Raw genomic sequence first — 11846 nt, forward strand, 5'->3', positions numbered from 1 at the left:
TCTGATGCAAGACACACCAGACTCATCGTTACTGCACAGCCTCGAATCCGTCAGCTTTCCGACACTCGGGCATTTCCTGGAGAATGGCTTCGCGGACCATCGCCTGCGCGCGATGGTCCCCAACGTGAAAGTAATCGGGCGCGCGGTGACGCTCAAATTGCTATCTCCCGACGCCATCCCCGTGAACCGCGCCCTGTCGCAACTCAAACCCGGCGATGTGCTGGTGATCGATATGAGCGGCAATCATACGCATGCGCCGGTTGGAGCAGTCACGGCATGCGCCGCGCTTAACGCCGGCGCGAAGGCCGTCATTGTCGACGGCGTGGTGACCGATCTCATCGAACTACGCAGCACGCGGCTGCCAATATTCGCGCGCGGAACGTCATTGCTGACGACCAAAAAACGCGACACGATGTCGAGTCAGTTCAACGAGCCGGTGGTGTGTGGCGCAGTCGTGGTGCGCCCAGGCGACATTGTGCTGGCCGACGACAATGGCGTGCTGTTCACCCAGGCACCGGCGCTTGCCGCCGTGATCGATCTGGCTCTGGCGTCCGATCACGCGGAACCCTCGATTCTGGCTCGGCTCAACGCCAAAGCGCCGCTTCACGAGGTCCTGCAATGCTTCATCTCATCAAGTATTCACGCCGCTAATGATCAGCATTAGAACAATGAAGTTGACGGACACTGACACGCTAACGAACACTACGCGCACTACAGCAAGTGAGAACCCGGGAGACTTCTGAAATGCAATCCACCCCTACCCCCGATCGCATGAGCGACAAACCGGCGCAGCCGGCTGCCGAACAGCAGGTAAGAGAGGAACTGGCGGCGCTCTACAGGCTGGCCGCGCACTTCCGCATGACCGACATGATCGACACGCACATCACGGCGCGCCTGCCCGGCTTGCCGGGGCAGCCGCCGGCATTTCTGATCAACCGCTATGGCGTGCTGTTTCACGAAATGCGCGCGTCGGACCTCGTGAAGATCGATCATCTCGGCAACGTCATCGACGAGCGGGCTCACAGCGAACCGGCGTTGTTTCGTGTCAACGCCGCGGGATTCACGATTCATTCGGCCATCCACGCGGCACGCGACGATCTGCATTTCGTGATCCATACGCACACCGCCGCGGGAACAGCGGTATCGGCTCAGGAGCAAGGGCTGCTGCCGATCAGTCAGCATGCGTTGAAGTTCTACGGCAAGCTCGCCTATCACGATTACGAAGGCATCGCGCTGGAACTCGGCGAGCGTGAGCGCCTGGTGCGCGACCTCGGTTCCTGCAAGGCGATGATCCTGCGCAATCATGGGTTGCTTGCGGCCGGCGCCACGGCAGCCGAAGCGTTCCACGAGATCTATTTCCTCGAGCGGGCCTGTCAGGCGCAAATCCAGGCGCTGGCCGGCGGCAGCGCGCTGCGCATTCCACCGCGGGAAGTGTGCGAGTTGACCGCGAGCCAGTTCGCTCGCGAAGACTCCGCGGAAATTTCGGAGTTGGCATGGCGCGCGGCGTTACGGTTGATCGACGACCCGCAATCCGACTACCGCAGCTAAGCCCGTTTTCTGCTTCAATGCCATGACCAAATTAGTTCTAATGAGCCGTGACTACGACATGTCACACCTCGTGCAGCCGATTCTGCGCGCCGCCCCTGAATTGGATGTCGTGGTGCACGGCGAGCAGTCCGCCGGCGATGCTGAAATAGCCGTGTGCTGGAACCCGCCGGCCGGCGCGCTGGCGGAGTTGCCGAAACTGCGGCTCGTTCATAGCATCGCCGCGGGCGTCGACAACATCCTGTCAGACCCTGCCCTGCCCGCCGTGCCGCTGTGCCGGGTCGTCGATCCGCAACACGCGCGCGGTATGAGTGAATTCGTCACGTGGGGAGTGCTGCATTTTCATCGCCAACTCGACCGCGTGCTCGCCAATCAGCGTCTTGATCGCTGGTTCCGCCACGATCAGCGCGATGCTTCCGAATGCGCCGTCGGCATCATGGGATTGGGAGAAATTGGCAGCCGCGTCGCGACGGATTTGCAGCGCTTCGGGTTCGCAGTGCGCGGCTGGGCGCGTAAGGCCCGTGAATTGCCGAACGTGACGACCTTCGCCGGCGCCGAGGAATTCAAGCCATTTCTCCAGGGGACGGACATTCTCGTGTGTCTCCTGCCGCTCACGCACGAAACCCGCTGGATTCTCAACGCAAACACGTTCGAGCACTTACGGCCTCTAGCGAAGCTGATTCACGTCGGCCGAGGCGAACATCTGGTGCCGGCGGACCTGATCGCGGCACTGAAGAGTGGGAAGATCGGCGGCGCGATCGTCGACGTGTTCCCGACCGAACCGTTACCCCCCGAAGATCATTTATGGCGCGCACCCAATCTGATCGTGACACCGCACATGGCTTCGGTGGCAAGCTCGGAGACGATCGGCGCGCAAGTGGCGCACAACGCACGCAGGCTGATCCGCGGCGAACCGCTGCAGAACATGGTCGACATCGCGCGCGGATATTGAGCGAGGTTGCTGAGCGAGGCGTTAGCGGCCAACACCTTCCTCCTGGCCGTCGATGAACACATTCAGGGCATCGATAAACGCGGCTTCGGCGGCACTCAACTTACGGTCCTGTGACCACAGCATGTAAATATCGAGGTCGGCCACGCCTTCATCCGGCGGCAGCCGCTGAAGGCGGCCTTGAGCAATGTCGTCGCGTACGACATGTTCCGGCAGGCAGCCTATGCCGAAGCCCGCGAAGATGAAACGCCTCACCTCGGTCATGCTCGACGACGAACCTACCACGCGCCCGGTGAAGCCCATCTCGTCACGAAAGAACGTGAGCGGCGACAGGTGGTCGCCCACCTTGTCGCCGGTGAAGGAGACAAACTTTTCGCCGGCGAGATCGGCGACCCGAAGATCGTTACGCCCAAAGAGCGGATGATGACGTCCGCAGAAAAGCGCATACCGTTGACGCAGAAACACACGGCTGTCGACCCGTTTGGGTAACGCGCGCCGTGGCGTCAGTCCAAGCGTTGCGGACTTTTGCTGGAGACTGTTCACCACGTCGGCGCTGCGCATTTCCTGGCTTTCAAGTTCGATACGCGGATACGTGCGATGAAACTCGGCGAGAAACGTATCGTAGGCCGGAAAATCGATGCCGCTGACGGTACTCACGCGCACCATGCCGGAGATATCGTGATCGCGATCCACCTCGGCAAGTGACAAGCGCGAAATCGTCCCGTATACGTCTTCAGCAATCTGCTTCACTTCGATGCCGGCCTGCGTGACCTCGATGCGCGGACCGTGGCGATCCACGAGGCGCAGACCCAACTGCTCTTCCAATCGGCGCAGCGCCTGGCTGACCGCGGGCTGCGTCAGATGGAGTTTCGCCGCCGCGCGACTCACGCTGCCTTCTTTCGCGATCGCAAGAAAAGTCCGCAGCAAATTCCAGTCAAGACGGTCGTTCAGGTAGGTGTCAGGGCGATCTTTGCTCACGATGAGCCTCACTGATTTCATCATCCGCCAAAATTATACTTAGGATTAGAATTAGAAATTAGACTTATCATTTTTGATTACCGATAAAGGCATCACGACGAACCCGACGCGGCCATCTCGCCGCGGCTTCAGGAGTGTGTGATGCTAAAAATCAATGGTGAACGGCTCTGGACGAGCCTGATGAACATGGCCGCTGTCGGCGCTACGGCGGGCGGCGGTGTGCGGCGCCTCGCATTGACCGAACAAGACGCGGCCGGTCGGGCGCTTTTCTCGCAATGGTGCGTCGACGCGGGCCTCACGTTGTCGGTCGATCAGGTCGGCAATCTCTTCGCACGGCGCGCCGGCAAACTGAACGACGCCGCACCCGTGGCAAGCGGAAGCCACCTCGACACCCAGCCCGAGGGCGGCCGATTCGACGGTGTGTATGGCGTGCTGGCCGCGCTCGAAGTTGTCCGCACGCTGAACGACGCGAACATTCAAACCGACAAGCCCATCGAAATCGTCGTGTGGACCAACGAGGAAGGCGCGCGATTCACGCCGGCCATGCTCGGTTCAGCGGCCTTTACGGGCGTCATGCCGCTCGCTCAGGCATTGAGCACGCGCGATGCAGCCGGAACATCGGTCGAGCAGGCTTTGCAGGCAACAGGCTATGCCGGCGCGCGCGCCGTGCCTGGCGTTGTCTTCGACGCCTACTTCGAAGCGCATATCGAGCAGGGGCCGGTGCTCGAGGAAAGTGGCGTGCCGATCGGCGTCGTCACGGGCGGCCAGGCCATCCGCTGGCTCGATGTGCGCGTAAGCGGGCAGGCCGCGCACGCAGGCACGACGCCGATGCAGTACCGCCGCGATGCGCTATTTGCGAGCGCGGAAATGGCCGCGGAACTGGAAAGCATCGCGGCAGATTTCTTCCCGCAAGGCCTTGCGACCATCGGCGAACTGCACATCCGCAATGCATCGCGCAATACGATCGCGGCGGACCTGTCGTTCACGGTGGACCTACGCCACCCCGACGACGCGATGATCGAAAACATGGAAGCCGCTCTGCGCGAGCGCTTCGATGCCATCGCGAAGCGCCGCCGCCTCACGGTCGAGGTGGGGCAGCATTGGGTCAGTCCGGCTACGCCGTTCGACCCGCACTGTATTGCTGCTGTGGGCAACGCGGTGGAGGCGCTGGACTATCCGCATCAACGCATCGTCAGCGGGGCCGGTCATGACGCGATCCATCTCGCCAAGCATTGTCCGACCGCGATGATCTTTATCCCCTGCGTCGACGGTCTAAGCCATAACGAAGCCGAAGACGCCTTGCCGGAAGACGTCACGCGTGGCACGGACGTGTTGCTTCACGCCATGCTGGCGCGCGCGGGGCATGCCGTATGAACGCACACCCAACGCCGCGCCCGCCTGGCCTGCGGCGCACATGGCTCTTCGCACCCGGAAACAATTCCGAGGCCCACGCAATCGCGCTGCAAAGCGGTGCGGATGCCATTGTCGTCGACCTGGAAGAAATGACCTCGCTGCAAGACCGGCCGCGGGCACGCGAACGCATTGTCGCGTTATTGCGCGAAGCGGCTCGGGCCGGCACGTTCGGTTCGGTACGGATCAACAAACTGGAGCACGACGGCCATGCCGATCTCGAAGGCATCATGCCCGGCGCCCCACGGGCGATTTTTCTGCCGCACGCGGAGAGCACGGCCCAACTGGCCTCACTCGACGATGCACTGGCCATCATCGAGCGCAAGCTGGGCATTCCGGCGGGCTCGACGGAGGTGGTTCCAGTTATCGAATCCGCGAAGGGTCTGGTCAATCTGGGCGCGCTACTTCAGGTGGGCGCACGAATAAAATGCTGCATGCTCGCAGTCGAAGACCTGGCGGCGAATCTCGGCGCTCGCCGCACACCGGGCGGTATCGAACTGCTTTACGCACGGAACCGCTTTCTGATCGAGAGCATTGCCGCCGGTTGCGTGCCGATTGATCTTCCTTGCACCTATCGGTCGGCGCAGGTGCTTGGGCAGGACCTGGACCTCTGCACGCAACTCGGATTCGCATCGAAAAGCGTCGTGTTTGCCGAACACGTGCCGGCGATTCACCGTGCGCTGACGCCATCCGCGGAGGACGTGCGGGCGGCGCATGCGCTCATCCACGCGCACGCCGCACAGCAGGCGAATCCGCCTGATGCCGGTTCAGCCTGGATCGATTATCCGGAGCGCAATAACGCGCAACGTCTGATCGCACGTGACGCGCTGCTGCGCGCCTTCGACGACAGCCGCAACGCGTAGGCCGCGCGCATCGCCGCCGCGGCTTTTATCGGCAGGGCTGTCAGGGTCGATCGCAAGAGGCGTGAACGCAACGATCTTTAGGATCGGGCGTCAGCGCAACAAATATTCGACTGGCAAAATTTTTTGAGCCAGCCACAATATTTGCGCGCCTGAAACGTCTTCAGACGCATGGAACCCCCACCCACCCCGGCCACGATGACCGAACGAGACAGCGACATCACCGCGACCGTGGTGCGTGAGCGCACGAGGCTCGGCAATTTCATCCGGCGCCGCATACGCGATCCAAACGATGCCGAAGACATCCTGCAGGATGTCTTCCACGAATTCGTGCAGGCCTACCGCCTTCCGGCGCCGATCGAACAGGCTAGCGCGTGGCTTTTCCATGCGGCGCGCAATCGCATCATCGACCGCTTCCGGAAGAAGAAAGAAGAGCCTCTGTCTGACCTTTTCGACGACGACGACGAAGCCGGCAGTGAGTATCGCCTCGACCTGAACTTACCGGCCCACGATGCGGGCCCCGAAGCCCAATACGCGCGCGCTGTATTGCTCCACGCCCTGCAGGATGCGCTCGACGAGTTGCCGCCGAATCAGCGCGACGTGTTTATCGCGCACGAACTCGAAGGCAGGTCTTTCAAAGACATCGTGGCTGAAAGCGGTGTCACGCTCAATACGCTGCTTTCACGCAAACGCTATGCGGTCCTGCATTTGCGCGCCCGACTGCAGGCCATTTACGACGAACTGGATATTTAGAGGAGTTGAAGTATGAAATTTCGAATCAGATGTGCAGGTAAAGCGTTGCTTGTGATCGTCGGCATAGGCGTGCTGGGGTGGGCGGTCATGACGCTATGGAACTGGGTGATTCCGACGTTGTTCGTCGATGCCCGGACGATCGACTTTGCGCACGCACTCGGCTTACTGGTTCTGAGCCGCATTCTGTTTGGCGGATTCCGCGGACACGGCGGCTGCCGCGAGCGGCGACTGTGGCGCAAATGGGATGCCATGACGCCGGAAGAGCGGGAGCGCGTGCAGGCCGGCTGGCGATCACGGCCCGGCAAACGCGCGGAAGATTGACTACGCGCAAAACCCCGACGTCCGACTGCCACGAGGACTGGCCAGTCGTGACGGTGTGCCTTCCATGGGCAATCGAACTGGCCGGAACAGACGCCACAAACCGTATTGCTGACATTGATGCAGAGTGATGCCGGCCGGTTTTTGATTACTTCGCCGAGCCCGGTTAGCCCCCGGGAAAACCTATGAAATCGACGACCACGACGCTTTTGCAGCGGCTTCACGAGCAAAGCCGGACAGAAATGATGCTCCGCGCGCGGGCCCAATTTCCGGGATCGAGTGATGAGTTTCAGACTCTCGCGGAAGAATACGACACGCTCGCCCCTCACCTGCGCGGGCGTTTTCTCGAAACGCTCGGGCTTTCCACCGACGACTTCGAATCCACGCAAGGGACGGCCCTGTCGTTGGCGGTGTCGGCGGAAATGGGACGATTTTTGCGCAACATGGTCCTTTCACATAAGCCACGTCGAATTCTCGAACTCGGCAGTTCGTATGGCGTATCCACGCTGTATTTTGCCGAGGCGCTTCGCACCTTGAACGACGGCGTGGTCGTCGCGACGGAACTGGACCCCGAGAAGTGCGCCCACCTCCGCGCTCACGTCAGAACCGCGGGCGTCGATGCCTATGTCGAGTTGCGTGAAGGTGACGTGTTCCAGACCGTTTCCTCATTGGACGGTGCGTTCGACATGGTGTTTATCGACGTATGGGCGAACACGTATCTTGACCTGTTCAAGCAGACCGAACGCCTTCTGCGCCCCGGCTCCATTGTTCTCGCCGATAACATGTACACAGCCGAGGACGCTGTCCGGCCCTTCAAGCAGTACCTTGCCGGCAATCCACGCTTTTCAACGACGACGCTGGACTTTGAATCAGGGGTCGAGTTTACAGTCGTGGTTGCTTGAATTGCTTGAGTTACTGCGGGGTGGTTGTTGATGCCGTTGAGCGCGCGATGCACACGATCGCGAAAGAACAGACGGAGTGCGCCCGCGAATCAGGCGCCTAACCGTACCTGCATCCTCACGCCGCAGTGACCCTGTCAGCCCTGGGCGCGCGTTCACCGCCTTCGCCGGGCATGAGTTGCTCCCAGGTGCTGTGGACATGACGCCGCAAGAACTCGCCCAGATCCTTGCCGCGCCGTGCGGATAGCAGCTTGACGATCACTTCGTGCTCGTCGATGGCCGTGTGCCAGGTCTCCGACGTGACACTGCCCTGAAATCGGTAGCGATACAACTGCCGGTTGAGCCGCTCGTGCATCTGACGCAGCGTCTCGTTTTTCGCCGCCGCGATGATGCTCGTGTGAATGGCCTGATTCAGATTGAAGTAGCTCATCCTGTCGCGCCGCTCGTACGCTGCATGCATCTCATGATGCAAAGCGCGGATTTCGGCCAGTTCGCTGTCCGTCGCGAGACGGCACGCCTCTTCGCCGCCAAACGATTCGATCACACCGAGCACGTCCAGTTTTTCACTGATCTGTTGCGCGCTGAGATCCGCGACGACCGCGCCGCGCTTGGGCAGCACCACGACCAGACCATCGCCCGCCAGTTCCTTCAGCGCCTCACGCAGCGGCGTACGCGACACCTGCAGCTTTTCTGCGAGCGTGCGCTCCCTTAGACGCTCACCCGGTTTCAGTTCGTCGGTAGCGATGAGCGTGCGCAAACGCTGGGCGATCTGCTGCGACAGCAGTTCGTCGACCAGATCAGTTGCAGTGGAGTTGTCGTTGTCGTCTTCCTGGTCCGGCGTCATGTTCCTACCTGATGCAGTGTCTCGTGATCCCATCGCGAGCGGCCCGTGCTCACGAACGGTCAAGCGTTCATTTTAGCAGCGCAACCCTTCCATATCGCCGCCTAAAAAGAAACTGGCCTTCCCCGTGCGCCAGGATATTTTCGGTATACCAAATATAAAAAATACAAGATTCATGGATCAGTCATGCCTGCACGCATCTGCTATAGCAACCGCAAAAAACTTCCGATTCGCATAGTAATTGACTAATTTTACCGCCTAATCACCTATTAATGTCGTCAAAACTCATTTAATGAGACCAATACACAAGGTGTCATCGCCAGGGTAAGTACCACCTTATTTGGTATACCAGAATTCCGGTACGCTTGGGGCCGTCACCGTTACCGGCGGTTTTCCGCCGACCGAGCTTTCCATGCCGCCCACGCTCCATCCTCTGATCGCACCCGTCATCGCGCTGGCGTTGCTGGTTCTCCTGATCACCCGCGTCAAGCTTCCCCCGTTTCTTGCGCTGATCCTGACGTCCGCCTTCCTCGGCTTCTCGGCAGGGCTCCCACCCACAGCGGTGATCAAGAGCTTCGAAAAAGGGTTCGGCTCGATCCTGAGCTCGGTGGGACTGGTGGTCGGTCTCGGTACGATGCTTGGCGGCCTGCTGCTCGAATCGGGCGGCGCAAACCGAATCGCGGACACATTCATCGGACTGGGTTCGAAACGCTGGATTCCGGCCGCGATCTGCGCGGCGTCCCTGCTGATCGGACTGCCTCATCTGTTCGATGTCAGCTTCGTGATGCTGGTGCCTCTCGTCTACGCAATCGCGAATCGCACCAGTAGCCCGCTGCTCGCGGTCGGCATTCCAATGGCGGCGGGTCTCTATGTCTCACACGGTCTCCTGCCGCCGCATCCGTCTCCGACACTCGCGTTGGCCGCGCTGCACGCCGACGCCGGCCGCACGATCTTCTATGGCCTGGTCATCGCGATCCCCATGGCGATCCTGTCCGGGCCGCTCTTCACGAAATTCGCGCTGCGCCTACTGCCCGCGAAGACAGGTGAAGGCATGTTCACCCCGGCATCGGCCCATGCGGCCTCCGTCGCGCGTCCCGTGCCGCCATTTGGACTTGTGCTGATCACAGTGCTGCTGCCGCCGTTACTGATGATGATCCGAACTTTCGGCCGAAACTATGTGCCTTCCGGGACTTTCTCACGCGAACTGCTCGAGACCGTCGGTGACCCGATCGTGTCGCTGCTTATCGCCGTACTGTTCGCGATCTGGTCGCTGGGCTTGCGTAGCGGACTGCAACTTGGCCAGATCCAGACGCTGCTCGGCAAAAGTGTTGCGCCCGGCGCCGGCGTCATCCTGATTCTCGGCGCGGGCGGTGGCCTGAAGGAAATGCTGATGGCCACACATGTGAGCGACGCCATCGCCCATGCGGCAAGCCAGTGGGCATTGTCGCCGCTAGTGCTCGGCTGGGCCGTAGCCGCCGTGATCCGCATCGCGATTGGCTCCGCGACGGTCGCCACCGCGACGGCCGCGGGCATCGTCGCGCCAATCGCCGCCACCGCGCCGGGCGTGAACCTCGAATTGCTGGTGCTTGCGGTCAGCTCGGGCGGCTTGATGCTGTCGCATCTGAACGATTCGGGCTTCTGGCTATTCAAGGAATATTTCCGCCTGAGCGTTGGCGACACGCTCAAGACGTGGACATTGCTTGTGTCGTTCCAGTCGCTCGTCGCGCTCGCCATGATCATGCTGCTCAACGCAGTGAGCGGCTGATCGCCGCCCCTGCGTGCTGCCAGTTCACCGCTTTACATACAGAACAGGGTCTTACGATGAACTACGAACACCTCTTTGCCGACCTCACCACCAAAACGATCCGCATGGCGCTCGTCGGGCCGAAGGGCGGCTTCGGCAGGTCGCTGCTCGTGCAGTGCCGCGCGTTGCCGGCCCTCGAAATCGCGGCGCTCTGCGATCTCGACATTGCGGGCACGCTGGCGACGCTCGCGTCGCTCGGATTCTCCGCCGATGCCGCTATGGTCTGCAATAACGCCGACGACGTACGCGCCGCACGCGAGGCAAATCGCATTGCGCTCGTTGGCGACTATCGGCTGCTCGATGAAGTGGCGCTCGATATCGTCGTCGAGGCGACCGGCCAGCCGGAAGTCAGCGTGCGCATCGCGCAGGCAGCGCTTCGGCGCGGCGTGCACGTGGCGATGGCCACGAAAGAAACCGATTCGGTAGTCGGCCCGTATCTGAACCGCCTTGCACTCGAACACAACGCTGTCTATACGACGCCGGACGGCGACCAGCCGAGCAACCTGATCGGTCTGGTCACGTGGGCGCGCGTACTCGGCTTCGATGTGGTCGCGGCGGGCAAGTCGAGCGAATACGACTTCATCTACGACACGGGCGCGAAGACGGTCGACTATCTTGACCAGCGGCACGCTGCGTCGCTGGAGTTGTGCTGGACGCTCGGCGACGACGTCGCCGCGACCCTTGCCGCGCGTCGCGAAGCGTTTTCGATGTTGCCGCAAAGCGCGACGCCCGACTATTGCGAACTCAACGTGGTCGCGAATTCGACGGGCCTGCTGCCCGCCGCCGACGCCCTCAACTATCCCCTCGCGCGGATTTCGGAACTCGCCGAGATCTTCGTGCCAAAGGAAGACGGCGGCATTCTTGAACGCACGGGTGTCGTGGACGTGTTCAACTGCCTGCGCCGGCCCGACGACGTGAGCTTTGGCGGCGGCGTGTTCGTGATCGTTCGCTGCAAGGACGACGAGACATGGCAATTGCTCAAGCAGAAGGGCCATATCGTCAGCAAAAGCGGCAAGTACGCCTGCATCTATCTCCCCTATCACCTGATGGGTCTCGAAACCGCGACTAGCCTCTTTTCGGCCGTGTTGACGCGCCGGCCGACCGGCAGCAGCAAGCAACTGCCGCACGCGCGCATGGTCGCGCGCGTCACCCGTGATTTCAAGGCAGGCGACACACTCAGCATGGGCGGGCATCACCATGTGATCGACGGGACCGTTGCCTTGTTGATCGATCAGGTCAAAGCCGACGGTGCAGCGCCGTTTTACCTGGCCGCGAACAAGAAACTGAAGGCGGACATCGCGAAAGGCAGCCTCGTGCCGCTCGATGCGCTCGAACTCGACGGATCAGCGCTCTACGACGCCTGGCAACAGAATCCGTCGCTGTAAGAACCACTCGAGCGTGGGCGGATCGACGAATTGCGGCAGACGTTTGGCGCGCGCGGGTAGTGAGATCCGACCCGCCAGTGCGACGCAAACTATTAAACGGAGGA

12 protein-coding genes are annotated in these 11846 nt (G+C 61.3%); 10 read left to right on the forward strand and 2 right to left on the reverse strand.

Annotated features, from left to right (window positions below):
- The first annotated feature begins 4 nt into the window (after nt 1–4).
- From BLW71_RS26570 to BLW71_RS26580, 3 genes are all read left to right on the forward strand, one after another.
- Entirely contained in the window at nt 5–664 is a 660-nt protein-coding gene (locus BLW71_RS26570; protein WP_091808921.1) for an RraA family protein, read from the forward strand.
- Between the two features lie 107 nt (nt 665–771).
- Nucleotides 772–1548 carry a class II aldolase/adducin family protein gene (locus BLW71_RS26575; RefSeq protein WP_091803817.1) on the forward strand — a complete coding sequence of 259 codons (777 nt, stop codon included), beginning with the start codon at nt 772–774 and terminating at the stop codon, nt 1546–1548.
- Nucleotides 1549–1570: 22 nt separating this feature from the next.
- The gene (locus tag BLW71_RS26580; protein WP_177205123.1) at nt 1571–2497 is read left to right on the forward strand and encodes a 2-hydroxyacid dehydrogenase; all 927 of its coding nucleotides are present in this window, start codon (nt 1571–1573) and stop codon (nt 2495–2497) included.
- A 21-nt stretch (nt 2498–2518) separates the two neighbouring features.
- Here BLW71_RS26580 and BLW71_RS26585 read toward each other — a convergent pair whose 3' ends face one another.
- On the reverse strand, nt 2519–3472 hold the full coding sequence (locus tag BLW71_RS26585) for a LysR family transcriptional regulator (protein WP_286162111.1): 954 nt from the start codon (nt 3470–3472) through the stop codon (nt 2519–2521).
- A 141-nt stretch (nt 3473–3613) separates the two neighbouring features.
- Here BLW71_RS26585 and BLW71_RS26590 point away from each other — a divergent pair, with 141 nt between their 5' ends.
- The 5 genes from BLW71_RS26590 (at nt 3614) to BLW71_RS26610 (ending at nt 7715) form a co-directional block, all read left to right on the forward strand.
- The gene (locus BLW71_RS26590) at nt 3614–4846 is read left to right on the forward strand and encodes a Zn-dependent hydrolase (protein ID WP_091803822.1); all 1233 of its coding nucleotides are present in this window, start codon (nt 3614–3616) and stop codon (nt 4844–4846) included.
- On the forward strand, nt 4843–5745 hold the full coding sequence (locus tag BLW71_RS26595) for an HpcH/HpaI aldolase/citrate lyase family protein (protein WP_091803825.1): 903 nt from the start codon (nt 4843–4845) through the stop codon (nt 5743–5745). The genes BLW71_RS26590 and BLW71_RS26595 overlap by 4 nt, the downstream gene beginning before the upstream one ends.
- Nucleotides 5746–5913: 168 nt before the next feature.
- Nucleotides 5914–6495 carry an RNA polymerase sigma factor gene (locus tag BLW71_RS26600; protein ID WP_177205124.1) on the forward strand — a complete coding sequence of 194 codons (582 nt, stop codon included), beginning with the start codon at nt 5914–5916 and terminating at the stop codon, nt 6493–6495.
- Between the two features lie 12 nt (nt 6496–6507).
- Nucleotides 6508–6816 (forward strand): hypothetical protein, encoded by a 309-nt coding sequence (locus tag BLW71_RS26605; RefSeq protein WP_091803831.1) that lies wholly within the window; start codon nt 6508–6510, stop codon nt 6814–6816.
- Between the two features lie 182 nt (nt 6817–6998).
- On the forward strand, nt 6999–7715 hold the full coding sequence (locus BLW71_RS26610) for an O-methyltransferase (RefSeq protein ID WP_091803834.1): 717 nt from the start codon (nt 6999–7001) through the stop codon (nt 7713–7715).
- Nucleotides 7716–7830: 115 nt separating this feature from the next.
- On the opposite strand, the gene BLW71_RS26615 is transcribed toward BLW71_RS26610, so the two are convergent.
- Complete coding sequence (locus tag BLW71_RS26615) at nt 7831–8556, reverse strand: GntR family transcriptional regulator (RefSeq protein ID WP_218157134.1); 726 nt, start codon at nt 8554–8556, stop codon at nt 7831–7833.
- Between the two features lie 409 nt (nt 8557–8965).
- Between BLW71_RS26615 and BLW71_RS26620 the strand changes: the two genes are divergently transcribed.
- Both BLW71_RS26620 and BLW71_RS26625 read left to right on the forward strand, forming a co-directional pair.
- A complete protein-coding gene (locus tag BLW71_RS26620; protein WP_091803840.1) occupies nt 8966–10318 on the forward strand; it encodes a GntT/GntP/DsdX family permease in 1353 nt (450 codons plus the stop codon).
- A gap of 56 nt (nt 10319–10374) precedes the next feature.
- Nucleotides 10375–11742, forward strand: coding sequence for an NAD(P)H-dependent oxidoreductase (locus tag BLW71_RS26625; RefSeq protein ID WP_091803843.1), 1368 nt, complete (start codon nt 10375–10377; stop codon nt 11740–11742).
- The last annotated feature ends 104 nt before the right edge of the window (nt 11743–11846 follow it).

It is taken from the genome of Burkholderia sp. WP9, from assembly GCF_900104795.1.
Taxonomy (GTDB): Bacteria; Pseudomonadota; Gammaproteobacteria; order Burkholderiales; family Burkholderiaceae; genus Paraburkholderia.